The organism is Pseudomonas sp. Irchel 3A5, from assembly GCF_900187575.1.
Classification (GTDB): domain Bacteria; phylum Pseudomonadota; class Gammaproteobacteria; order Pseudomonadales; family Pseudomonadaceae; genus Aquipseudomonas; species Aquipseudomonas folii.
On the sequence record NZ_FYDU01000014.1, the window covers coordinates 170,818 to 196,079 of the forward strand.

The 25,262-nt window shown below is 58.4% G+C and carries 19 protein-coding genes and 1 pseudogene; 5 read left to right on the forward strand and 15 right to left on the reverse strand.

Annotated features, from left to right (window positions below; all coding sequences use genetic code 11):
• Positions 1-453: 453 nt before the first annotated feature.
• The 6 genes from CKW31_RS22300 to CKW31_RS22325 all read right to left on the reverse strand — a co-directional run bounded on the left by CKW31_RS22300 (position 454) and on the right by CKW31_RS22325 (position 8,305).
• Positions 454-1,812, reverse strand: coding sequence for a TolC family outer membrane protein (locus tag CKW31_RS22300; protein ID WP_095100197.1), 1,359 nt, complete (start codon positions 1,810-1,812; stop codon positions 454-456).
• Positions 1,809-3,179 (reverse strand): HlyD family type I secretion periplasmic adaptor subunit, encoded by a 1,371-nt coding sequence (locus CKW31_RS22305; protein ID WP_095100200.1) that lies wholly within the window; start codon positions 3,177-3,179, stop codon positions 1,809-1,811. The genes CKW31_RS22300 and CKW31_RS22305 overlap by 4 nt, the downstream gene beginning before the upstream one ends.
• Positions 3,172-4,893 carry a type I secretion system permease/ATPase gene (locus CKW31_RS22310; protein ID WP_095100203.1) on the reverse strand — a complete coding sequence of 574 codons (1,722 nt, stop codon included), beginning with the start codon at positions 4,891-4,893 and terminating at the stop codon, positions 3,172-3,174. Before CKW31_RS22310 ends, CKW31_RS22305 begins: the two co-directional genes overlap by 8 nt.
• A gap of 487 nt (positions 4,894-5,380) precedes the next feature.
• A complete protein-coding gene (nfsB, locus tag CKW31_RS22315) occupies positions 5,381-6,034 on the reverse strand; it encodes an oxygen-insensitive NAD(P)H nitroreductase (RefSeq protein ID WP_095100206.1) in 654 nt (217 codons plus the stop codon).
• Between the two features lie 22 nt (positions 6,035-6,056).
• Positions 6,057-7,190: an L-dopachrome tautomerase-related protein gene (locus tag CKW31_RS22320; protein ID WP_095100314.1), complete on the reverse strand. Its 1,134-nt coding sequence runs from the start codon at positions 7,188-7,190 to the stop codon at positions 6,057-6,059.
• A gap of 107 nt (positions 7,191-7,297) precedes the next feature.
• Entirely contained in the window at positions 7,298-8,305 is a 1,008-nt protein-coding gene (locus tag CKW31_RS22325) for a zinc-binding alcohol dehydrogenase family protein (RefSeq protein WP_095100209.1), read from the reverse strand.
• Between the two features lie 106 nt (positions 8,306-8,411).
• Here CKW31_RS22325 and CKW31_RS22330 point away from each other — a divergent pair, with 106 nt between their 5' ends.
• Positions 8,412-9,317: a LysR family transcriptional regulator gene (locus CKW31_RS22330; RefSeq protein ID WP_095100212.1), complete on the forward strand. Its 906-nt coding sequence runs from the start codon at positions 8,412-8,414 to the stop codon at positions 9,315-9,317.
• A gap of 155 nt (positions 9,318-9,472) precedes the next feature.
• Positions 9,473-9,988, forward strand: a complete 516-nt coding sequence (locus CKW31_RS22335; RefSeq protein WP_095100215.1) for a GNAT family N-acetyltransferase — start codon at positions 9,473-9,475, stop codon at positions 9,986-9,988.
• Between the two features lie 42 nt (positions 9,989-10,030).
• Here the strand turns inward: CKW31_RS22335 and CKW31_RS22340 are convergent, their stop codons facing one another.
• From CKW31_RS22340 to CKW31_RS22355, 4 genes are all read right to left on the reverse strand, one after another.
• Positions 10,031-10,525, reverse strand: a complete 495-nt coding sequence (locus tag CKW31_RS22340) for a copper chaperone PCu(A)C (RefSeq protein WP_095100218.1) — start codon at positions 10,523-10,525, stop codon at positions 10,031-10,033.
• Positions 10,525-11,130 (reverse strand): SCO family protein, encoded by a 606-nt coding sequence (locus tag CKW31_RS22345; protein ID WP_095100222.1) that lies wholly within the window; start codon positions 11,128-11,130, stop codon positions 10,525-10,527. The genes CKW31_RS22340 and CKW31_RS22345 overlap by 1 nt, the downstream gene beginning before the upstream one ends.
• 126 nt (positions 11,131-11,256) lie before the next feature.
• Positions 11,257-12,660 carry a PepSY-associated TM helix domain-containing protein gene (locus CKW31_RS22350; RefSeq protein WP_371856800.1) on the reverse strand — a complete coding sequence of 468 codons (1,404 nt, stop codon included), beginning with the start codon at positions 12,658-12,660 and terminating at the stop codon, positions 11,257-11,259.
• Between the two features lie 81 nt (positions 12,661-12,741).
• Positions 12,742-13,185, reverse strand: a complete 444-nt coding sequence (locus CKW31_RS22355; RefSeq protein WP_095100228.1) for a hypothetical protein — start codon at positions 13,183-13,185, stop codon at positions 12,742-12,744.
• A gap of 590 nt (positions 13,186-13,775) precedes the next feature.
• Here CKW31_RS22355 and CKW31_RS22360 point away from each other — a divergent pair.
• Positions 13,776-15,887: a TonB-dependent siderophore receptor gene (locus CKW31_RS22360; RefSeq protein ID WP_095100231.1), complete on the forward strand. Its 2,112-nt coding sequence runs from the start codon at positions 13,776-13,778 to the stop codon at positions 15,885-15,887.
• Positions 15,888-16,069: 182 nt separating this feature from the next.
• On the opposite strand, the gene CKW31_RS22365 is transcribed toward CKW31_RS22360, so the two are convergent.
• The 4 genes from CKW31_RS22365 to CKW31_RS22380 form a co-directional block, all read right to left on the reverse strand.
• Positions 16,070-16,453 carry an ester cyclase gene (locus CKW31_RS22365; protein ID WP_371856801.1) on the reverse strand — a complete coding sequence of 128 codons (384 nt, stop codon included), beginning with the start codon at positions 16,451-16,453 and terminating at the stop codon, positions 16,070-16,072.
• Positions 16,454-16,524: 71 nt separating this feature from the next.
• The gene (katG, locus tag CKW31_RS22370; RefSeq protein WP_095100237.1) at positions 16,525-18,792 is read right to left on the reverse strand and encodes a catalase/peroxidase HPI; all 2,268 of its coding nucleotides are present in this window, start codon (positions 18,790-18,792) and stop codon (positions 16,525-16,527) included.
• 572 nt (positions 18,793-19,364) lie between these two features.
• Positions 19,365-20,696: a C4-dicarboxylate transporter DctA gene (gene dctA / locus CKW31_RS22375; protein WP_095100240.1), complete on the reverse strand. Its 1,332-nt coding sequence runs from the start codon at positions 20,694-20,696 to the stop codon at positions 19,365-19,367.
• 145 nt (positions 20,697-20,841) lie between these two features.
• On the reverse strand, positions 20,842-22,014 hold the full coding sequence (locus CKW31_RS22380) for a mandelate racemase/muconate lactonizing enzyme family protein (RefSeq protein ID WP_095100242.1): 1,173 nt from the start codon (positions 22,012-22,014) through the stop codon (positions 20,842-20,844).
• Positions 22,015-22,139: 125 nt separating this feature from the next.
• On the opposite strand from CKW31_RS22380, the gene CKW31_RS22385 reads away from it, so the two are divergent.
• Positions 22,140-23,012, forward strand: a complete 873-nt coding sequence (locus tag CKW31_RS22385; RefSeq protein WP_095100245.1) for a LysR family transcriptional regulator — start codon at positions 22,140-22,142, stop codon at positions 23,010-23,012.
• 183 nt (positions 23,013-23,195) lie between these two features.
• Positions 23,196-25,097, forward strand: coding sequence for a hypothetical protein (locus CKW31_RS22390; protein ID WP_095100248.1), 1,902 nt, complete (start codon positions 23,196-23,198; stop codon positions 25,095-25,097).
• On the opposite strand, the pseudogene CKW31_RS30135 reads toward CKW31_RS22390, so the two are convergent.
• A pseudogene (locus tag CKW31_RS30135) lies at positions 25,097-25,189 on the reverse strand (transcriptional regulator); the annotation flags it as partial. The gene CKW31_RS22390 and the pseudogene CKW31_RS30135 sit on opposite strands and share 1 nt — an antisense overlap.
• Positions 25,190-25,262 lie beyond the last annotated feature (73 nt).

Consider the following 25,262-nt stretch of genomic DNA (forward strand, 5'->3'; position numbering starts at 1 on the left):
GCTTCTGATATCAGGGGCTGCATCGGATTTCTACACATTGGTCTGTAGGAGCTGCCGAAGGCTGCGAAGGCGTTTTGCCTGATACAAATCGGTTCGCAGCCTTCGGCAGCTCCTACAGGTTTCAGCGTAAATCAGGCAACACATAACTATCTGAATGAATACTATCCCTGTGGGAGCCGGGCTTGCCCGCGATAAGGTTTCGGTAACCTGTCTACCAGATCTCGGTGCCTGTATCGCGGGCAAGCCCGGCTCCCACAGGATGATGCGATCCCAATATTGGCGCGATGTCGTGGGACCGGCTTTAGCCGGGAAGAGGCCGGTACAGTCGCTGCACCTATGTCGTCAGGTATGCAGCTTTCCCGGCTAAAGCCAGTCCCACGTCGTCACATCAACCTGCGCGCAAACCAGGATCTACCACCTGGATCTGCGCGAGCTGGAAAATGGCGCCACCCCTCAAAACAACCGCTGCACCTGCTCCATAACGCCGCGATTCATCAGGCCGGTGTGGGTATGCAGGCTCACATAGCTCTGCAACATGTCGAGCTTGGCGTTGAGCAAATCACGACGAGCCTGAAACACGCGCTGTTGTGCATCGAGGATATCCACGGTCGAGCGCACACCGCCCTGAAAGCCTTTCTCGGTCGAGGTCAGCGCTTGCTGGCTGGACTCCACCGCCCGCTGCATGGCCTTGCTTTTGGCAAACCCGGCGACTACTCCCACGTAATCCGTCTCGATGTCTTCCGCCAGTTGCTGGCGCTGCACGTCATAGTCCGTTTGCGCGCCAGCCAGTTGCGCCTCGGCCTTTGCCACCGACGCTCGAGTCGAGCCGCCGCGATACAACGGAATGTCCAGCTGCACGCCCACGTAGTAGGTGTCCTGACGGGGATCGAGGTCCTGATACTGGCGGGTTTCTCGACGCGTCAATTGAGTGGTCAATGACAGCGTTGGATAATGCCCGGCACGCTGTGTGTCAGCCTGTGCCTCGGCCACTCTCATGGCCGCCAGACGTGCTGCCAGTTCCGGGCTGGCGTCCTTGGCAATGGCCGTCCAGTAAGGCAGATCCTGTTCAGCCGGGATCGGGCTGGCGGCGGCAAGCTCTTCGCGCATGGGCTGGATATCGTCAATCGGCACACTTGCTCGACCGGACAACGCTCTTAGCGCTGCGGTTCGCCGCGCCACGGCCTCTGTCTCCTGCGCCTCGACAAGGTCCAGACGGGACTGCGACTCATAAATGTCGGTGATAGCGCCCTGCCCTGACTTGAACAGTTTTTGGCTTTGCGTCACCAGACCGCTGATCGCAGCTTTTTGCTGAGCGATCAGCTTGATCTCGTTTTCGGCACGGGCGACATCGAAATACCCTTTGGCAACCCGGTCATAGAGACTCTGATTGGCGACGTCGAACTGCTGCGTACCCAACACCCCTCGTGCCTTGCCCTCTTGATAGGCGGCCCAGCGGCCTTTGTCATACAGCGGTTGTTGCGCGGCCAGCGTGACGTTGTTGGCCTGGTAATCATTGCTGTTCACATAGCCGTTATCGCTGCCGCCATCGGTGCGGCCGCCATTGCCATAGCGCGAGGTCAAAGACACCTGCGGAAGAAGACCGCCACGACCGATCGCCTCTTCCTGCTGTGATGCGTCATAAGCATGGCCGGCCGATTTCAGAGTCGGGTCATTAAGGCGTGAGGCATCGTAGGCCTGGGTAAGGCTCAACCCGGCCTCAACGGCCCATGCAGGATTGAACACCACACAACCAGCCCAAAAACCTGCCACTAAAAAGCAACGGGAACGGCGAGAACACGGGATCATGCTCATTCCTCTTTGAACGCAGCGAGCATTCGTTCGCGCAGGGGCTTCATCAGGTAATTCATCAGCGTGCGCTCTCCGGTCACCACCGTGACATCGGCAAGCATGCCGGGACGCACCAGCAACCCGGCATTTTGCAGCGCGACCACCGTCTCGGCAGGGATCTCGACCTTGGCGGAGAAATACGGCCGACGGGTCTGTTCATCAAGCAACTGATCTGCCGAAACCGTGCTCACCACGCCTGTTACAGTGGGCGTATCAACCCGTTGCAGCGCCGTGAAATGAACATTCACCGGTAATCCCGGGCGCAATTTGTTCGCCATCAACGGTTCGAAACGCGCCGTGATTGCCATCGGCGCGTTCAGCGGCACCACTTGCATCAGACTTTGCCCGGCCTGCGCGACACCGCCCACGGTATGAATCGTCACGTCCATGATCTGCCCGGAAACCGGTGCACGAATGGCACCGCTTTCAACTTCAAACTGCAAGGCACTGATCTGATCGGCAAAACCTGCTGCCTCGGCGGAAACCTCACTGAGCTGGGTCTCGGCATCGCGACGAAACTCCTGTTGGGTCTGAAGCATCTTGAGTCGGCTTTCATTGATAGCCTGACGGGTTTTGCCCACATCACCCTGCCCGGACGAAATCTGACCTGCCAGCAATGCGCCGTTGCGCTCAGCTTCGTAAAGCTTGCTGCGCGGCACATACCCTTCACGCGCCAGCTCGCGCAGGCCTTCGAGCTCCTGTTGCTGGAACTGCATCTGCGCATCGAAATTGCGCTTCACGCCTTCGTAGCCGCGTAGCTGCTGCTGCAACGACTCGACTTCGTGCTCGATGATTTTCAGGCGGCTGGCCAATTCAGCGCGACGGGTCTCGAACAACTGAGTTTGCAACGCCATGGCCGCCTTGATGCGTGGCTCTTGGGCACGCTCCAGCAATTCAGGCGGCCACTCGATGGTCGGGTTACCCAGGCGCTCGGCAATCAACCGCGCTTCCACCGCACGATCATTGAGTAATTTGCCTTGGGTGACATCCAGTTGCGACTGCGCGCGCAAGGTATTGAACTGCACCAGCAATTGGCCCTGACTGACGTGATCGCCGTCGCTGACCAACAGCTTCTCCACCACGCCACCCACCAGGGACTGCACGGTTTTACGTTCACCCGCGACCACCACCGTGCCGCTGCCCACAACGCCCTGATCCAGCGGCGCAAGGCAGGCCCACAATAGAAAACTGCCCAGCGCGACACAGAGAAAGATGACCCCGTAACGCGCAGCGCCGCCCGCGTCGGTACTGGCCTTGGGCGCTGTGCCGGGATTGCGCACGCTGACGGGACTGTCGACGCGCACGTTGGCGCCTGGATCAAGATCACGCATCTTTATTGGCCACCCTGACCGGAGCAGGTTTATCGGCAGGCATCAATGCCTTGAGCACCTGATCCCGTGGACCAAAAGCCTGCTGGGCACCGTCCCTGAGCAGCAAAATGTGATCGACCACGGCCAGAATGCCGGGTCGATGGGTAATCAACACCACCGTACTGCCCGCAGCCTTGAGTGCCTTGACCGCCTGGATCAGCGCCAGCTCACCCGCTTCGTCCAGATTGGAATTGGGTTCATCGAGGACAATCAATGCAGGGTTGCCATACAGCGCACGGGCCAGACCCAGGCGCTGCTTTTGACCGCCGGACAAGCCGAGCCCGCCGGGGCCCAGTGGTGTGTCGTAGCCTTGGGGAAAACGCAGGATCATGTCGTGAATGCCCGCATGACGGCTGGCCGCGATGATTTTGTCTGCGTCCTGCTCACCGAAGCGGGCAATGTTGTCCGCGACGCTACCGGCAAACAGCTCGATGTCCTGAGGCAAGTAGCCCAGATGAGGGCCTAATGCATCGTGAGTCCACTGACTGATTTCGGCGTTATCCAGACGCACCGAACCGCCCAGCACGGGCCAGACGCCGACCATCGCTCTGGCCAGCGTGGACTTGCCGCTGGCACTGGCGCCGATGACTGCAAGCACGTCGCCTTTGTTGAGGGCGAAATTGATCCCGCGCAGGATCGGTTGCGACGCCCCCGGAGGTCCGGCATAGAGTTGTTCCAGCCGCACAGCGCCAGTGGGTGGTGGCAACGGCATGCGCAGTCGTTCGCGGGGATGCTGAGTCAACAGCTGACTCAAGCGCTGATAACTCTGGCGCCCTGAGCTGAACTGCTTCCAGGAACCGATCGCGATTTCAACCGGAGCCAGCGCGCGACCGAGCAACAGCGACATCGCAATCATCATGCCCGCCGAAAGCTGGCCCTCAAGCACCAGCAATGCGCCCAGCCCCAACGCCAGCGACTGCCCGGAAATACGTACGAATTTGGTGGCCGACGTGATCTGTGCGCTGCGGTCGCTGGCTTGCGACTGGGCGGCGATGATCCTTTGTTGCAGCAGACTCCAGCGCTGGCGCAACGGACCGAGCATGCCCAGCGCCCTGATCACCTCGGCGTTCTGCAACGTGCTGTTGACGTACCCCGCCGAACTCACGCTCACGCGGTTGGCTTCACCCAGACTGGCCCGCGTCGCCAGTTCGCCCCATAGCGCAAGCCCAATCAGCACAAGGGCGAGCACCAGGGTCAGTAGACCGAACCAAGGGTGAATAACGAACGCTACCAATAGAAAGATCGGCAGCCATGGGGCATCCAGCAAGGCAATCAAGCCCTGCCCGGTGATTACCTGGCGAAGGCTGGTCAGATCGCTGAGGACTTGCGCCGGATTGGCGTTGTGCTCTTGCAGGCTGCGGGCAAATGCGGCATCGAACACACGCTCGCCCAGCGCCTCATCCAGACCCGCACTCATACGAATCATCACGTGGCTGCGCACCCACTCGATCAGCCCGCTGAACATGAACAACGCCAGTGCAATCAGGGTCAGCATGACCAGTGTGGTTTCGTTCCGGCTGGTAAGCACCCGGTCGTAAACCTGCATCATGTACAACGACGGTACCAAGACCAGCAGGTTGATCACGCCACTGAACAGCGCCAACGACCAGAACACCCGGCGATAGCAGAGCAAAGCGGCATCAATGTCATGACGCGGATCAAGCAGGAAGCGCATAGGGTATCGACCGAAAAGAAGAGTCAGTGTATTGATCGCAATCCATGCGATCGGGTTTTAGCTGGACGTAAACCCAATCCTGTAGGAGCTGCCGAAGGCTGCGAAAGCTTTCAGCCTGCCACACCGCTATCGCTGAATTGGAATGCTTTTTACCTGTAGGAGCGCGCTTGCCCGCGATCGCGCCAGCACAGTCGACATCTCCATCAACTGACAGACCGAATCGCGGGCAAGCGCGCTCCTACAGGTCCTATGTTTGCTGCGCGTCAGCGCGGTGCCATTGACACCAGCGTAGCGCCTGCAGATTCAATGTTCGCTGCGGCGCGTCAATGTCCCGGCAATCCGCAAGTGATTGACAGCACTTGGCCAGCTTAGTGCCTGTTTGGTGGGCTTTTTTCTGCGGGATTTGGGATAAGTCGGGCAACACACTGATCGCGAACAGGCAGGTCCGAAGCACCTTCAGCCAGGGACCTGCCGTTCATTGTGTGACTTAGAGGAAGGTAAACACCGATTCGGCCGCCAGACGTGACTTCGGCAGCGTGGCGTTGAAGTCGGTTTCGCTGCGATAGCCCAGGCTCACGATCACCAGGCTGGTGAAACCCTGAGCGCGCAGACCGAGCTCTTCGTCGAGTTTCTTGAAGTCAAAACCTTCCATCGGCGTGGCATCCAGCCCAAGCGAAGCCGCGCCCAGCAGCAAGGTGCCCAGCGCCAGATAGGTTTGTTTTTCCATCCAGTGCTGTACGTCTTTCTGGTCATAGCGATGCATATCGACATAGCCGCGACGGGTTTTGTCCTGACCAGCCCTGGCCTCGGCATTCTGAAAGCGACCGTCCAGATCCTCCTGATCCAGCACAGCGTGCAGGTGAGCCTCGGTCATCTCGGTGCGGGTGCAGAGCACGATGACGTGAGACGCGTTGAGGATCTTTGCCTCGTTATAGGCAAAACCATCCTGCGCACCTTTGGCGATGCGCGCCTTGCCCTGTTCGTCGGCGGCCACAACAAAATGCCAAGGCTGCGAATTTACCGACGAGGGGCTGAGGCGCAGTTGATCCAGCAGCGTATCAATGCTGGCCTGAGGGATTTTGCGGGTCGCGTCGTAGGACTTGGTGGTGTAACGGCTCTTGGCGAGGCTGGCGAGTTCCATGGTGTTCTCCGGTCAAAAATGCTTAGCGAGTCGGTGCTGGCGCTGCGTTGATTTTCACCCGCAACAGGCTGTAAGGCTTCTGACGAAGGTCTTTACCCTCTTGGAAACCGGCCTGGCGATGCAACTGGTTGGCGGTGAAATACAGATAGCCATCCGGACCGATGGACAGGGTATCCGGCCACAACACCCGAGGATCGTGAACGATGGTTTGCCAAGTGCCATCCGCAAGTCTCTTACGGATGCCGTTGTGCTCGTAATCAGTGGCATATACCGCCCCGTTCGCGTCCGATTCGAGGCCATCGGAGGCACCTTTTTCACCAAGATCCTGAACAGCTGCGTCTAGTGCCTTTTCGCTGACGCTTGCATCACGCAAGAGCCTGGTCGGTACGGAATACAGATGACGGCTGGACAGCGGACTGAAATACAAAGTCTGGCCATCTGGCGACAGTGCGATGCCATCAGAGGCGACCCCTGGCGCTTTCTTCTTGCCATCAGCGCCCTTGGTCATGAGGGCCTGCCCCTCGACGACGGGGATGAACGACGGATCAACGGACGTCGACTTCGCACCGCTCAAACGCCGTGTCGCCTTGCCGGTAGCGATGTCCATGACAATGATTGCTCCTGGCCCACTCACGGACGAGTCGGTGACATACACCGTGCCTTCCTTGCCGGTGCGGAAATCAAAGCGCATGTCGTTGACGTAAGTGCTCGCCAGAATGACGTTGGCCGGGAAGACCAGCGTTTTCACCACCTTGTTACTCGCCAGATCGACCGCTACCAGTTTCGCGCCTCCAGGCTTGGGGGCGGCAAAGCCGGGGGCAGCCGTGTCCAGCAACCAGACGCGACCCTGCCCGTCTGCAACCACGCTTTGCACACTGATCAGGCCCTTGGCCGGATCTTTGGGATCCTCCTTGTTGATCTGCGCGTTCGGCCAAGCCTGCACGTTGCCGTCCCGAATTTCCGCGACGGTAAAGGGCACCTCATCGCCCCAGCGCGGGAAGTTGACGAAAATACGGCCGGTTTCGCTCACAGTCACGCCCGTGGGCATGGCGTCGTGGAACGCGAAGACTTGCTGCAATTGGCCAATGGACTTGTCGGCCGGCGCGCTTGCAGAGAAATCGCCTGCCGGTGCCGCCAACGCTGTTTGAGCCGTCATGGCCACACCGAGCGCCAAGCCAGAAACAGCGAAAAAGGACTTCTTGAACACGAGCATTCTCCCGACTGCCTGCTGAACGCAGGCAGCCACTGACATATTGATAAAAATCAGAAGCCTTCGAGGACGATCTTGCCCTTGGCTTTGCCGCTTTCTACAACAGCATGAGCACGACGCAGGTTGGCGGCGTTGATCGTGCCGAAATGCTCGCCAAGGGTGGTTTTGAGTACACCTTGATCAATCAGGTCCGCGATACGATTCAGCAACTCGTGCTGCTTGATCATGTCCGGGGTTTCGAACAGGGAACGGGTAAACATCAATTCCCAGTGCAACGACAGCGCCTTGCGCTTCATCGGCACCACGTCGAGGGTCTTCGGGTCGTCGATCAGGGCCAGTTTGCCTTGCGGACGCAACGCTTCGATCAATTGCGTGAAGTGGCTATCCGTGTGGGTCAGGCTGGCGACATGAGTGACCTGGCCAACGCCAATCTGCTCCAGCTGCGCCACCAATGGCTGGCTGTGGTCGATGACATGATGCGCGCCGAGCTGCTTGATCCACGCTTGAGTTTCAGGACGTGAAGCAGTGCCGATCACGGTCATTTTGGTCAGTTGACGGGCCAACTGGACGAGGATCGAACCAACTCCACCCGCTGCGCCGATGATCAGCAGACTTTCGCCTTCGCCACCGCCCTCTTCCACACCCAGGCGATCAAAGAGCAATTCCCATGCAGTAATGGACGTCAACGGCAGTGCAGCCGCGTGGGCGTTATCGATGGATTTTGGTTTGTGGCCGACAATGCGCTCGTCTACCAGATGGAATTCGCTGTAGCTGCCGGGGCGCACGATCGAACCGGCGTAGAACACTTCATCGCCCGGCTGAAACAGCGTCACCTCACTGCCCACTTCGCGCACCGTACCAACGGCGTCCCAACCGACAACCTTCGGTTCGGTCGCCCCTGAACCGGCGCGGATCTTGGTGTCCACCGGGTTGACTGAAACAGCGCGGACTTCCACCAGCAAGTCACGAGGGCCAGGCGTGGGTTTGGGCAGGTCCATGTCGAGCAGAGCGTCTGGATCTTCAATCGGCAGACCGTGTTGGGTAAAGGCGATAGCTTTCATGGGAAATCCTCTGAAGCAGGTTTTAAAAACGTGGAGCCATACTCACCTTCTCTACGACAAAGAAAAACCCCTAAAATGCGCCAACACTTTCACAGCCGGAGTGAAGATGATCCGCATCGATGACCTTGCCTTGTTCGTGCGTACGGCGGCGCTGGGCAGCTTCTCCAACGCGGCACGAGAAGTCGATCTGCTGCCGGGGCAAGTGGCGGCGGCGATCAAACGCCTGGAGCGCGAGCTGGATGTACGCCTGTTCGCCCGCTCCACCCGCAGCCTGCGCCTGACCGTTGAGGGTGAGCAGTACCTGCCCAATGCGCAAACGGTGCTCGATACCCTGAAAGACGGTCGCGAGAAACTCCGCCGCGAGAGCGCCGAGTTGCGCGGCGTGCTGCAAGTGGCGGCGCCTTCGGACCTGGGGCGCAACATGCTGCTGCCCTGGCTGTCCGGGTTTCGGCGCGAGCATCCAACGCTGTCGATGCGGCTGTTTTTATCCGATCAGGTGGCGGACATGTTCCGTGATCCGGTTGACGTTGCGATTCGCTACGGCGTGCTTGAAGACGCCCATTACATTGCCCTGCCGCTTGCGCCGTGGAATCGACGGGTGCTGGTGGCTTCGCCTGACTATCTGCAAAAGCATGGACGGCCACAGACGCCGGATGATCTTTTGCGTCATGACTGCCTGCTCTACACCCTGGGCGGACGGAGTTATGACAAATGGCGAGTGGGTGCGAGGGTGATGTCGGTGTCGGGTCCGCTATTCTGTGATGACGCCGATGTTGCGCGGCGCTGGGCGGTGTCGGGGGAAGGGATTACCTATAAATCGTGGCTGGACGTCAGTGACGATATCAAGGCCGGACGGCTGGAGATTTTGCTGCCGGATTATCCCGGTGAGCCTGTACCTTTGAATCTGGTATGCCCACATCGCAAACAGTTTTCCCCGGCGATTCAGCAATTGCATTCGTTGTTGAAGGGCAAGTTGGCGGAGCTGGAGCAGGAGTTGCCTGGGCTGCTTTGACCCCGAGTTACCGCAGGACCTGTAGGAGCTCACGAGCATCGCGAGGCAGCGATGGCGGTGTGTCAGGCTAGCCGCCATCGCTGCCTCGCGGTGCTCGTGAGCTCCAGAGAGCAACGTCCGATCATATATTGCGTGTTATTTGATGAGATCCACTCATGCCAAGAACCACTGAACGACTGCTACTCAGACCACCCCGCCCGGACGACCTGGCTGCGATGTTCGCCATCTACAGCGATCCGGCCACCAACGTGTTCAATCCCAACGGCCCGATGAAAGTGCTGGGGCAGGCGCAGGTTTTTCTGAATGCCTGGATGTGTCACTGGCAGGTACAGGGTTATGGCTGGTGGGCGGTGGCGACTCGGGACGCGCCGGATGAAATCATCGGTTTCGGCGGTGTGGCGTTGATGAAATATCTCGACGTTGAGCGGGTCAACCTCGGGTACCGCTTCGGTGTACCGGCGTGGGGCAAAGGTTATGCGACGGAACTGGCCAGCGCGACGTTGGACTATGCGTTCAACGAACAGCGGCTACCGAAGGTCTACGGGCTGGTCAGGCCGACACATCAGGCCTCGATTCGTGTGTTGGAAAAAATCGGCATGAAACGTGTTGATGTGCTGGACGACGTGCCGGGGCAAGCGCCCAGTCTGGTGTATCTGGCGAACCGGCGTTGATGTCGCGGCAAGCCTTGAAGCTTGCCGACGACATTCAAGGTATCAATGCATCTTGCTGTGATCATGCATCGCGCCATGATCCGGCGCATTCAAGGCTCGGGCAGTGGCTTCAACAGCGATCGACTGTCTGACCCCTTTGCCATCCTCGATGATGAGCGTCAGCGGGACTTTATCGCCCTCTTTCACCTGAGCCGTCAGATTGATCAGCATGATGTGATAGGTGCTCGGGTCCAGCACCACTGACTGGCCCGCAGGCAAGGCAACCGAAGTCACTTCCTGCATGCTCATCACATCGTCCTTCATGCTCGATTGATGAATCTGCACGAGTTTCGCCACCGGCGACTGAGCCTCCAGCAACTTGCTGTCGGCACTGGCCGTCAACGTCAGAAACGCTCCCGTGGACGCCTGCCCCGGAACTGTCGCACGGACCCACGCATCTTCAACGACCGTTTGCGCTGAAGCCTGAGCGGCGAGGCCCAGCAGCGAAAGCCCCAGCAGTGCTTGCTTGAGAAATGTTTTCGGGCGTTCAAGGTTCATCAGCAGACCTCCATGACAGTCAGCAGATCTTCTGTGCACTGTTGGGCAGAAAGGGAGTGGGACAGGCCGAGGCGCAGCACGCCACGGGTGTCGAAGACGTAACTGGTGGCGGTGTGAGACATGGTGTACGTGTCACCGCTCGGGACTTTCTCGTAGAACACGCCAAACTCTTTGGCCGTGGCGGCGGTTTCTTCGAGGGTGCCGTACAGCGCCACAAAGCTCGGATCGAACGCTTTGACGTAGGCATCGAGCATTTGCGGCTTGTCGCGCTCCGGGTCCACGGTGATGAAGATCACTTGCAGCGTATCGCCATCCGGGCCCATCAACTTTTTGATCTGCGCCGCACGTGCCAGCGCTGTCGGGCAGACCGCCGGGCATTGGGTGAAGCCGAAAAACACCATCGGCATCGTGCCGCGAAAACTCGACAGGGTTTTCACGTTGCCCTGCGGGTCCTTCAGTTTGAAGGTCCGGCCGAGAATCTTGTCGCTCAAATCCTTGCCGTACTTGAACGACAACTTGTTGGAATCACCGCAACCGGCGAGCGCGCCCAGACTCAGCACGCTCAAGCCGCCGATAAGCTGGCGGCGGGTCAGTAATGTGTTCATGTGTGACCTCTTGAAAAACAACGGACGCAGTAAAATGCTCCGTCGCTCAAATTCTCTGTGCTGCTAAAGCCGCGTAGGTTACCTGTGACATTTCCTACAGTCGCTGTAGTAATGTCAGAAAATGCTTCATGGCCTTTCTACGTGGCCCGGACTGCGCACAAAGGCGACAGACGGTGCGCGATACGTGACGATGAGATCGCAAATAACCAATGCGAGCAGGCTCCAGCCCAACACTGGCAAGCAAATGCCGAGTCCCACTGCAGCCAACAACCATGCGATTTTGGCAAAGAGGCCGGACTGACGCCACGCGTCCACGACCGTTGGCTGCCTTACGAGTGTTGGCCTGCGCCGCCACCACATCAGGTAACCGATGATCACCATCACCACCAGTCCGCTGGCAAAAAACACCAGAATCAACTGATTGGCCAGCCCGAACAGCACGCCCATGTGCGCGTCGATGCCCCAGCGGGTGAGCTTGGCAGGCAACGTGTACTGGGAGAACTCAACATGATCGACCACCGCCAGGGTATTAGGATTGATTGAGACTGCATCGACCTGAGTCGGCCAGCTGCGATCAATCTCGGCGACCACCCAGGCTTTATCCGGCTTGCTCGACGGGCGGATTTCCACCTTGGCCGCTTCGATATTGGCACTGCGAGCAGTCGCCAGCACGCTATCGAACAGTGCAGGATTTAATGTGCTGTTCAAGGCAGCAGGCGCCATGTGCATATGATGTTCGGCGTGTTCGTCCATCGGCATGTTCATGTTCATTGCGCTGTCGGCCGGTTTTGCCAGCGTCGTCGCAACACTGGGCGTGGACCAGCCGTAATAAGCGCGTAGCACACCAATGTTGTCGCCCGCGTATTGCGACCAGGTCAAACCGGTTGCCGAGAAAAACAACAAGCCCAGCATCAACCACACCCCAGCGCTGGCATGCCAGCTGCGCAAACCACCGCGTAGCGTCCTGGCACGTTTGCGGCGCACTGCCCACAACACAATGCCCCCCGCCGCCGCGACCCACAGCCAGGAAGCGGCCAGTTCGCTGTAGATGCGACCGACATCACCGAGCAGCAAACTGCGGTGAAACTGATCGATCCAGGTGCGCAGCGGCAATATTCCGCTGGTGCCGTAAACCTTCATGTCGCCGCGAATCTCTCCGCTGACCGGGTCGACGAACAACGCGCGATGCTCCGACTCCCCCAACCCCGGAACGTTGAACATCACGCGGGTGGTATCGCCCTGATTGGGCGCAGGACGAACTGCCGCGACAGTCGGCCCCGGACCGGCAGCCTCCTGAGCCAGGCGCACCTGGGCTTCGAGACTCAAGGTCGGACCCTGGGTTTCGGTGTGCAAGGCATGGGCGTAGAGGGATTTTTCGATCTGCGGCGTCAGGGCATAAATAACGCCGCTGAGTGCCGCGACCAGAATGAAAGGCCCGATAAACAGGCCAATGTAAAAGTGCAGCCGTTTCGTCAGGGCGACAAACGCACTGGACGAAGACTGTGCAGGTAAAGCAGACATAGGGCTCACCAACGGCTAAACGCGCCCGGCCGGGACAAATCCCGGCGTGGCAAAAAATCGATATTGGTTTTTAACGGCGAGTGGGTGCCGTCAGGGAGCCTGGGGGTTGAGGCCGGGGAAACACTGGCGCGACGTAAGGCCCGGCCAGAGTGAAGGGAAGATAAAACGAGGACTGCGAGTGCGGATCAACCAGCTCAGGGCGACGAAGAAAATCATCGCCAGGGTCAGCGTCCCGGCGAACGAGCAGTCGCCAAACAGCGATTGCAGGCTGCCCGGCGTCGCCATGGTTTTACTGGTGCTGTCCATCGGCATCGGCATCGGCATCGGCATCGACATGCCCATCGACATCTCGTGATGCGCGTCGCTTATGGACGCCGTGCCGTGATGCTCATGGTGGGAAGGTGCCGCTGCGGGCTCCCCGGAAAACGCACCCATCATCTGGCCATGACTCATGGCGCACGCGAGCCCATTGAACAGGATGAAGGCATACAGCATCCAGGCAATGGGCGAGCGATGGGTTCGGAAGAAATTCATGACGGCTAATTTAGCATTTCAGCTGGAGGTTAGACAGGACGCAGGTCAATGGTTGATCGCAATCTCGTTGGAGCGAGGCTTGCCCGCGAATGGGACGACGCGATGTTGCAGGAAGTCTACGTTATCGTTCTTCGCGGGCAAGCCTCGCTCCAACCAGGGTTCGATCGCCACAAATACATAACCGAATAGAAAGTGATCTGCACCAGCACTCGCTGAACAATCGTCAAATCGCCAAGACGCAGGAGCAGATCTTTACTATAAAGTTCACGACTGATAACGATTTGTATTTACTGTCGTATTCACACCTTGTTAGGATCGCGTCATCTTGCGCGCCCCCCAAGTTGTATATGTTCACCATAAATGGCGGGACGGCCCTGCCTGAGAGCTGGCGAACATCCTTGAGAAAAGCCCCGAAAGCGGGCTTTTTCTGCGATCAATCTCTGCTTTCTCGTTACGTATTAACAGTATGAATACTCAGCGTTGCGATGATTTTGTCGAACACGGCTTTAGCCGAAAACCTCGCGGTTTTGACTCGATAAAAACTCATGGAGCTAGCGTCCGAAGCTTTTGACTCATCAAGGATATCGAGCATGACCCATAACAACACCAGCTTTGCCAACATTCGTATGGCACGCCGAAGTGCGATCGCCACCGCTCTCCTCTGCGCACCACTGGGCGCATTAGCCCAAGAGACGAGTAACACCGCTGAGGACGAGGCTTATCGCCTGGCGCCGATCATCGTTAACTCCAACGTAACTGTGAATGAAGACGCCAACTCAGTGGTTGCGCAGGAACTGTGGGTGGGCGGCAAAGTTGCCACCAGCATTCTAAATACACCTGCTTCCGTTTCGGTCATCACCCAAAAGGAAATGGAACAGCGCAGCGTCAACACCACCGAAGAAATCCTGCAATACACCCCTAGCGTCATCACTGACTACTACGGTACTGACGACCGCAATGACTACTTCACTATTCGCGGGTTTCAGGCCTCGACCTACCGTGACGGGATGACGCTGGGTTCGATGCGTGGCGTACGTGAAGAACCCTATGCCTATGAGCGCGTCGAGGTCCTGCGTGGTGCCAACTCCACACTGTTCGGCCCGGCAGATCCGGGCGGCTCGGTGAACTTCGTGACTAAAAAGCCGCGCTTCGACAGGTTTGGCCAAGGCTACGTCACTTATGGCTCCTTCGATCACAAAGAAACGGGTATCGATGTGGGGGATTCGCTGAACGAGGATAAAACCCTGGCCTATCGCTTGACCGGCAAGTTTCAGGACAGTGAGCGCGAATACGACCACTCTCAGGACGACAACCAGTTCTTGATGGGGGGCCTGACCTGGGCACCGACCGAATTTACTTCGGCTACCGTGATTTTTGATCACCTCAAGACCAAGAGCTCGCCCAACAGCGGTGGCTATCCGCTGGACAAAGAGTACGACCGCAGCAAATTCTTTGGCGAGCCTGGCTACAACTTTCATGATGTCGAGCGCAACACCATCAGCGGCAATATCACGCACGACTTTGACAATGGTTTTGTTCTGCGCAGCAACCTGCGCTATAGCAAGCTGACGGACGACTTCGGCTACGTTTATCTTGATTCGACCAACCGTACAGGCACTACGGTTAATCGTTTTCTGTTTGGTACAGACAATGAAGCCGAGCAGGTCAACGGCAACGTGATGCTGCAATATGACGCGCGCTTCCAGGACATCGACAGCAGTTCGATCGTAGGGGTGGAATATCGCAATGACGAAAGTAAGGATACTTCGGTCTATACCTTGACCACGCCAATTGATGTTGCAAACCCGGTGTACACCGGCGTTCCTCGTAACGTGGCGCCGTACAGTCGCAACAAACAGGATTACACGACCAAATCCGTGTTCGCGCAGCAGAATCTGTCCTTCTACGACCGCTTCATCGTTACCTTGGGTGCGCGTAATGACTCTCTGGACCTATCCAGCACTGACATTACAGATACCAAAGTCTCGGATAGTTTCTCGGAGAACTCTGTCCGCGGAGCATTGACGTACATCGTCACCGACGAAGTTTCCACCTATGTCAGCATGGTGGAGTCTGTTTCACCACCAACAGTTGGCGTCACTCCGCAGCGCGGCAAGCAGTATGAGCTGGGTGTGAAGTATTCGCCGATGGGTATGAACGCGTTGTTCTCGGCAGCTGTTTATGACCTGACTCAAGAAGACGTTTCCATCGCTGTTGTTCAGTCTAACGGCACCATCGAGCAGGAAACCGTTGGTGAGTCCAAAGTTCGCGGTCTCGATCTTGAGGCCAAAGCCGAGTTGACTCAGAACCTGAGCCTGATTGGTGGCTACTCCCTCATGAAGTCGGAAGTGATTCGCGGCACACTGTTTGACGGCAGCAACCTGAAGGGCAATCAGTTTGCCGCTGTGCCACGTCATTCGGCTTCGCTGTGGAGCTACTACAGCTTCCCCGGCACAAAAATGAGCGCAGGCCTGGGGGCTCGTTATATCGGTGCTTACTACTTCAATGCGGCCAACACTGGCGGCATGAGTGACGCAACCACACTCTTTGATGCAGCGTTCAAATACCAGATCGCCAAAGGCACCGATCTGGCACTTAACGTAAGCAACATTATGGATGAACAGCATGTGGTTGGCTCCGGTACTGCGGACTTTTACAACCCTGGTCGCGAAGTCACGGCGAAATTGAGCTACAGCTGGTAGCAGATGTTCAGGGCGTGGCTCGTTCCAACAGGTTCTTGATTCAAAAGCATCCTACCGGTTCGGGCAGGCAACACATTCCGGTAGGAGGCAACTTGTTGGCGAGGCGGCGTGTCAGGCACAACTTCTCGCGAACAAGTTCGCTCCTACCGAGATTGCCTTTGGCTGTTGGGGCGCGCTTGCAATCAAAGCTGCGCTTCAACTGCTGCCTTATCAATCACCGACCACACCTCAATAATCCTCCCCTCGCGAAACCGGTAGAACACGTTCTCGCTGAACTGCACTTTCCGGCCATTGACCGGCAAGCCCATGAAGTCGCCAACCGGGGTGCAATCGAAGTCCAGGCGAGCGGCGATGTGTTCGGCGTCGGCGATCATAAATCGTATGTTGAAGTGCAGGTCCGGAATCTGCCGGTAGTCTTTTTCGAGCATTTCGCGGTAGCCAATCAGGCCCACGCGCTGGTCGTTGTAATGCACATCTTCATCAACAAACTGGCCCAGTGCAGGCCAGTCCTGCTGGTTCAGGCAGTCGATGTAGCCTCGGTAGAAGTCACGCAGGTCGCTATTCATCAAACACCTCCGGCAATAAAAAAGCCCCGATCTGATGGCTCAGACCGGGGCTTTGGGTTCAAGCGTTTACATCAGGCAAGGTCGAAGCGATCAAGGTTCATCACTTTGGTCCAGGCCGCAACGAAGTCGCTGACGAACTTCTCTTGCGCATCACCCGCGGCATACACCTCGGCCAGCGCACGCAACTGGGCGTGGGAGCCGAACACCAGATCGACGCGAGTGCCGGTCCATTTGACGGCGCCGGTCTTGCGGTCACGGCCTTCGAACTCGTCCTTGGCGTCAGACACGGCGCGCCACTCGGTGCTCATGTCCAGCAGGTTGACGAAGAAGTCGTTGGTCAGGGTTTCCGGACGCTGAGTGAACACGCCATGTCGGGTTTGGCCGACGTTGGTGTTCAACACGCGCAGGCCGCCTACCAGCACGGTCATTTCCGGCGCGGTCAGGTTCAGCAGTTGCGCCTTGTCGACCAGCAGGGCTTCAGCCGACGAGCCAAAACGACCCTTCTGGAAGTTACGGAAGCCATCAGCAACAGGCTCCAGGAAACCGAACGACTCGACATCCGTCTGTTCTTGCGAAGCGTCGGCACGACCCGGCGCGAACGGAACGGTGATCGCATGACCGGCGTTTTTCGCCGCTTGCTCAACGCCCGCAGAACCGGCCAGTACGATCAGGTCAGCGAGGGAGATTTTCTTGCCGCCTGCCTGGGCACCGTTGAACTCGCTCTGGATGCTTTCCAGTTTTGCCAGCACATGCGCCAGTTGCTCCGGCTGGTTGGCTTGCCAGAATTTCTGCGGCGCGAGACGCAGACGCCCGCCGTTGGCACCGCCGCGCTTGTCGGAGCCACGGAAGCTGGACGCCGCCGCCCAGGCAGTGGAGACCAGTTGCGAAACAGACAACCCAGAAGCCAGGACTTTGGCTTTCAGTGCTGCCACGTCGTTTTCGTCTACCAAGGCATGATCAACATCTGGAATCGGGTCTTGCCACAGCAGTTCTTCGGCCGGCATTTCCGGGCCGAGATAACGAGACAGCGGCCCCATGTCACGGTGGGTCAGCTTGAACCAGGCGCGGGCAAAGGCGTCGGTCAACTGGTCCGGATTGGCTAGGAAGCGACGGGAAATCGCTTCGTAAGCCGGGTCAAAGCGCAGGGCCAGGTCGGAGGTCAACATGGTCGGTGTATGGCGCTTGGACGGATCGTGAGCGTCGGGAATCAGACCGGCACCTGCACCGTCTTTTGGACGCCACTGGTGAGCACCCGCCGGACTTTTGAACAGTTCCCACTCGAAACCAAACAGGTTTTCCAGGTAGTTGTTGCTCCATTGGGTCGGTGTAGTGGTCCACGTCACTTCCAGACCGCTGGTAATGGTGTCGCCACCTTTACCGGTGCCGAAGCTGTTTTTCCAACCCAGGCCTTGTTGCTCGATGTCTGCGGCCTCGGGTTCAGCGCCAACGTTGTCAGCCGGGCCAGCACCGTGGGTTTTACCAAAGGCGTGACCGCCCGCGATCAGGGCGACGGTTTCTTCGTCGTTCATGGCCATGCGGCCGAAGGTTTCGCGGATGTCTTTGGCCGAGGCTACGGGGTCCGGGTTGCCATCAGGGCCTTCCGGGTTCACGTAGATCAGGCCCATTTGCACGGCGGCCAACGGGTTTTCCAGGTCACGGCCCGGCGCGTCGTTACGGCTTTCTTCTGTGCCGTGCTTGTCTGCATCGGCCACCAGCACGCCTTCGCCTTCAGGCTGCGCTTCCTTGCCGTAGCGGGTGTCGCCGCCCAGCCAGGTTTTTTCGGAGCCCCAGTAAACAGCTTCTTCCGGTTCCCAGACGTCCGCTCGCCCGCCGGAGAAACCGAACGGCTTGAAGCCCATGGTTTCCAGCGCCACGTTGCCGGTGAGGATGATCAGGTCGGCCCAGGAAATCTTGCGACCGTATTTCTGCTTGATCGGCCAGATCAGGCGGCGGGCCTTGTCGAGGCTGACGTTGTCGGGCCAGCTGTTGAGTGGCGCAAAACGTTGTTGCCCCGCGCCAGCACCGCCACGACCGTCGGCGGTGCGATAGGTCCCGGCACTGTGCCAGGCCATCCGAATGAACAGCGGACCGTAGTGACCAAAGTCGGCTGGCCACCAGTCCTGCGAGTCAGTCATCAGCGCGCGCAGGTCTTGCTTTACAGCTTCCAGATCGAGGCTTTTGAAGGCAGCGGCGTAGTCGAAGTTTTCGCCCATCGGGTCGGAGAGCGATGAATGCTGATGCAGGATCTTCAGATTGAGTTGATTCGGCCACCAGTCGCGGTTGGTCGTACCGCCACCTGCAGCTGCGTGATTAAAGGGGCATTTCGATTCATTCGACATGTTCTATTTACCTTTGGTCGAGTTCATGCGCTACCCGGCCCGTTCCGGACTTCAGGCGGCGATGTGGTTCATCACGGCACAACATGCATGGCCAGCTCTGGATCAGCGTATCGCTGTCGCCACACGGAAACTCTAAATAAACGGCGACTGGCTCGCCAGCGCCAGAACAAGCCTAGACGGCGTTTGAGCAGAGAGCTAATAAGCTAAGTCTTGGGTGTCGATAGACATACTCTGTCAATCGATAGATAAAACTTGAAGGTATGGGCTTTTTTAAGCATTCCGCCGTGGGAATGACATCACGCGGTCGCGCAGAACAGCAACGTGCCCGGCGCTTCGTGGAAGGTTTCCGAGTCGGCTGTGGGGTGCAGAAGATTCTCGGTATTTCGATGCGGTTGAGCCGCGCTGTCTCAGGGCGAACCGAGACCCGTGGGACCGGATTTATCCGGGAAGGCGGCATTCTGAACGATGCAAATTCGTTGAATGCACTGGCCTCTTCCCGGATGAATCCGGTCCCACGACTCTGGGCGTACGTTCAGATATCGATAGCGCCTACATGCTTCAGCACAACGTTCTCAAACCAGCTTGTCCAACGGCTCCCCTGCCGCTTTCCCAGCCCCCTTCCTGAGCGAACTCTGTTCTTTCATTGCGGCGATTTCCCGCGCTGCCTGTGCCTGGTCGAATGAGCCATCCCATTTGGCAATCGCGATGGTGCCGATGCCGTTACCGATCAGGTTGGTCACCGCCCGCGCTTCGTTGAGGAAGCGGTCAACACCTAACAGCAACACCAGGCCCACCAACGGAATATCGCCGATCACTGACAACGTTGCTGCCAGGGTGACAAACCCCGCGCCTGCAACGCCCGCCGAACCTTTCGAGGTCAGCAACAGCACGCCCAGCACCACCAGTTGGTCCATCAGGGTCAGCGGCGTGTTGGTTGCCTGCGCCACGAAGATCGCCGCCATGGTCAGGTAAATACAGGTGCCATCTGAGTTGAAGGTGTAGCCGGTCGGCAAGACCATGCCCACCACGGATTTTTTGCAGCCGAGTTTCTCCAGCTTGACCATCATCCTTGGCAACACCGCTTCGGTGGAGCAGGTCCCGAGGGTGACGAGGATTTCGTCCTTGAAGTAGCGAAGGAATTGCAGCAGCGGCAAGCCCGACCAGCGCGCCACGCTGCCCAGCACCACCACAATGAAGAATAGGGTCGTGACATACAGCGCGATGATCAACTGCCCCAACGACATCAATGTGCCGATGCCGTACTTGCCGATGGTGAACGCCATGCCCGCCCCCGCGCCGATCGGGGCGAGCTTCATGACCATTGCAACAATGCGAAACAGGGTTTGCAGCAACAGATCGATGACATTGACCAGCGGCTTGCCGGTTTCACCCAACTGCACCAGCGCAACGCCCATCAATACCGAGACCAGAATCACCTGGAGCATCGCGCCTTTGGCGAAAGCGTCGAACAGCGTCGTTGGAATGATGCCGAGGAAGAACTCGATCACCCCGCCCTGCGCCGCAGCCGCCTGGGTGTAGCCGTTGACTGCGCTGGCGTTGAGGGTGTTGACGTCGATGTTCATGCCCACGCCGGGCTTGAGCACGTTGACCACCACGAGGCCGATGATCAGCGCCAGCGTCGATAGGACTTCGAAATAGATCAGCGCCTTGCCGCCAATACGACCGACTTCCTTAATGCTTCCCATTTTGGCGATGCCGACTACAACGGTGCCGAAAATGATCGGCGCCAGCAGCATCTTGATCAGTTTGATGAAGCCATCGGCGAGGGGTTGCAGCTTTGCACCGATGTCAGGAAGGAAGAAACCGATGGCACCGCCGATGACGATGCCTATCAGTACCTGGACATACAGCTGGCCGTACCAGCGTGTAGGTGTGTCGCTCATGAGAACCTCGATCTTGTTGTTGTATGAGGATTTTCATCAATCCGGGCCTCTGTAGGAGCTGCCGAAGGCTGCGAATCGCGGTGTGTCAGACACAACCTTTTCGCAGCCTTCGGCAGCTCCTACAGGGGTAAGGGTTAATTCACTATCAAGCCCCCTCACCCAGCTCGCGCATCACGGCATACAGCGCGGACTTGGCTTCGAAACCGACGCCCGGGATGTCCGGCAAACCGACGTAGCTGTTCTCGACTTCGATGCCATCGGCGAAACCACCGAATGGCTGGAACACGTCCGGATAGGACTCGTTACCACCCAGATGCAGGCCTGCCGCGAGGTTCAGCGACATCTGGTGGCCGCCGTGAGGGACCACGCGGCGCGATGACCAGCCCAGCTCTTTCATCACATCCAAAGTGCGCAGGTACTCCACCAGACCGTAGGAGAGCGCGCAGTCGAACTGCACGAAGTCGCGATCAGGGCGCATGCCGCCATGGCGCAGCAGGTTGCGGGCGTCCTGGTGGGAGAACAGGTTTTCACCGGTCGCCATGGGCAGGTCATAGTGGTTGGCCAGTTCAGCCTGCAGCGCGTAATCCAGCGGATCGCCCGCCTCTTCGTACCAGAACAGGTTGTATGGCTTGATGGCCTCGGCGTAGGCAATCGAGGTTTTCAGGTCGAAGCGACCGTTGGCGTCCACGGCGAGACGACGGCCATCGCCCACCACTTCCAGCACGGCTTCGATACGGCGAATGTCTTCATCCAGTGGCACAGCACCGATTTTCATTTTCACCACGTCGTAGCCGCGGTCCAGATAGCTCTGCATTTCGGCCTTGAGCTTGGTCTGGTCCTTGCCCGGATAGTAGTAACCGCCCGCCGCGTAGACCCAGACTTTGTCATCGGCAACACCGTCGCGATAACGATCAGCCAACACGCGATACAACGGCTTGCCTTCAATCTTCGCAACCGCGTCCCACACCGCCATATCGATGGTGCCGACTGCCACTGAACGCTCGCCGTGGCCGCCTGGTTTCTCGTTGGTCATCAGGGTTTTCCAGATGGCGAACGGGTCGAGGTTGTTACGCTCGTGGTCGATCAGGCTGTCTGGGTCCGCTTCGGAGATGCGTGCCAGAAACCGGTCCCGCATCAGCGCGCCCTGCCCGTAACGCCCATTGGAGTTGAAGCCATAACCGATCACCGGTTTGCCATCGCGAATCACGTCCGTGATCACGGCGACAACCGAGCAGGTCATTTTCGAAAAGTCGATGTAGGCGTTGGCAATAGGCGATGCGATAGAAACGGTTTTCTCGCGAATGTCCACGATGCGCATGGAGAGTCCTCTCTGATTATTAGGTGGCCGCTGCTATCAGCTGGCTGCCAGAGAACTCTAGGGCTAGCGGCCCAGGCGCAGCCAATGCTTATAATCGAGTACCTCATGCACAGGTGGCATCGCCCATGGAACTCGCTTGGCTGGAAGACTTCGTCGCACTGGCAGAACTGGAAAACTTCTCCCGTGCGGCCGACTCACGCCATGTCACCCAACCGGCGTTCAGCCGCCGGATCAAGTCGCTGGAAAACTGGATGGGCGTTGAGTTGTTTGAACGTACCACCCATGGCGCGACGCTCACCGATGTCGGCCGACAGATGCTCGGCAACGCGCAGGACATGACCCGCCGCTTGCACCAGATGCGTCTGGACGCCCGGGAGCTTGCGGGCAAACAGCTGCGCACGCTGTACTTCGCGGCGACTCATTCACTGTCGTTCACGTTTTTTCCCGGCTGGATCAGAAGTATCGAGCGCGATGCGCCCATCGAAGGCGTGCGCCTGCATTCGGACAACATGCGTTCCTGTGAACAACTGCTATTGAATGGCGAGGTGCAATTCGTGCTTTGCCACCATCACCCGGACGTGCCGCCACGATTTGCCAGCGAGCAGTTTCTGGGTAAAGCGGTGGGCCTCGATGTGTTGCTGCCGTTGTGTGCGCCGGGGCAGCGCAGCGTGGAGTCCAACGACCCGCTGGACTATCTGAGTTACACCGCGGATTCCGGGCTGGGCAGAATCATCAATTGGCGGCTCAATCGCTCGCAACCCGAGCAACCACTGCAAACCCTGTTCAGTTCCCACCTGGCGGCGGTGCTGCTGTCGATGGTACAGGAAGGCAAAGGCATGGCCTGGCTGCCGCGCACATTGGCGGAGTCGGAAATGATCCAGAACCGCCTGGTGCGGGCGCTGGAAGAAACCTGGGACATCCCCGTGGAAATCCGCTTGTTCCGCGCCCGCACACCGCTGAGTGATTTCGCCGAGGCGTTCTGGAATGGGTTGGGGTAGAACCAGCAGCGACGTGGGACTGGCTTTAGCCGGGAAGGCGGCATTCCTGACACCACAAATGTATCGGCTGTACTGGCCTCTTCCCGGCTAAAGCCGGTCCCACGTCAGTTCATTGCCGCGTCTCAGATCCTGATCAACTGAGGTACTATCGACGGCTCTTTGTAGCCAGGGTGCATTTGCCGGATGTCTTCAACTGATTCCCTTCCCGCCGTTCTTGCTGGTCCTCTGTTGCGTCGCCTTGAGCCTCAGCGTCTGGTGATGTGGCTGGTGGGTTCGCGGCCGTTGACGTTGACCCTTTGCCTTCCGGACCGTGATTACCCGCTGAATGAACAGCAATGCCAAGTCGTTCCAGTAGGCCGCAGCGCCTTCATTCACCTGATCGACTTGCCGCTGGATGACGCCCTGCCCTGCGATGTCGCCATTGCCTACGACCTTTTGATCGATGGCCAGCAAGGCATCGCCGAGTGGGCACCTCACTTGCTGTACGCCGACCGGTCCCTGCCGGATTTCGTGCTGCGCAGCGAGATCGAACAATTGCTCCATGGCTCGTGCCGTAAGCCCCATCATGCGTCCGATGAAGGCCTGCTGTGCGCCGACCGGCTGCTGGCGGCCAACCCTGGTGCCGAGCATCGCCCGGCGCTGTTGATGATGAGCGGCGATCAGGTCTACGCCGACGATGTGGCCGGGCCGATGCTGCGCGCCATTCATGCATTGATTGAACGCCTGGGTCTGTTCCATGAGCGCCTCGAAGGCGCGATCGTCGACGACAGCGCCGAGCTCTACAACCATCCGGCCAGCTACTACAACCGCGCCGACCTGTTACCGGCATTGAAGAGCAACGACACCCTGCGCGAACGGTTCTTCGGTGGCGCGCGCAAGCCGATTTTCACCAGCAGCACGGCTGATAATCATCTGGTGACGTTCTCCGAAGTGCTCGCCATGTACCTGCTGGTCTGGTCGCCGGTGCCGTGGACGTTGATCGCCCCGAAGCCCCCGGTTTTCGAAGCCGGTGAACAACCTCGCTATGAACAGGAACAGCAGCGTATCGACGCTTTTGTCGACGGTTTGAGTGGCGTTGCACGGGTTTTCGCGCATTTATCCTGCCTTATGATCTTTGACGATCACGACGTGACGGACGACTGGAACCTCTCGGCCAAATGGGAAGAGACTGCCTACGGCCACCCGTTTTCCAAGCGCATCATAGGCAACGCGTTGTTGGCCTATTTGCTGTGTCAGGGCTGGGGCAACAACCCGGATGCCTTCCCTGATTTACTGGCGCAGACGCAGCAACTGGTCAGGCAAGCGCCTGATGCAAACGGCTACCTGCAGAGCGAAACCCTGGATACGTTGATCACCCGTTTACTGAAGTTTCAGCAATGGCATTACGTGCTGCCCACCTCCCCTGCACTGGTGGTGCTCGATACCCGTACCCGGCGCTGGCGCAGCGAGTTCAACCTGCATCAGCCTTCCGGCCTGCTGGATTGGGAAGCGCTGAGTGAGCTGCAACAGGATTTGCTCGATCACCCTTCGGCGATCATCGTTTCACCCGCTCCGGTATTCGGCGTGAAACTGATTGAAACTGTGCAGAAGATTTTCAGTTGGTGTGGGCACCCCCTGCTGGTCGACGCCGAGAACTGGATGGCGCATCGGGGCGCTGCGCAGGTCATCCTGAATATCTTTCGTCACTCGCGCACGCCGGGCAATTACGTGATCCTGTCGGGGGACGTGCATTACTCGTTCGTCTATAAAATCCTGATTCGCCATCGCACCGCCAACCCGCATATCTGGCAGGTCACCAGCAGCGGCTTGAAGAATGAATTCCCGCAAAGCCTGCTGGACTGGTTCGACCGCCTGAACCGCTGGCTGTATTCCCCTCGTTCGCCACTGAACTGGTTTACCAAACGACGCCTGATGCGTGTAGTGCCGCGTATCCCGGAGCACAGTAAAGCCGGGGAGAGACTGTGGAACTCGGCAGGCGTGGGTCAGGTGTTTTTCGATGCCAAGGGCCGACCGACCGAGATTTACCAGCTCAACGCCAACGGTCGTGAGCCGACGCGGTTTATCGAGCCAGACGCTAACACCTAGCCGCCGATATGCGGCGAGCGCTCGCTCCAATCCATGCAAGGATAAGCCAGCCTTCTGCGCTAACCGCGCATCACATCAACATCGACGCCCAGTTTGACAGCGACTCGAGGATTGGCGATTGGGGCTTTGCTGGCGGGGAAAGTTCGACATTCCTGAGTTGAACAC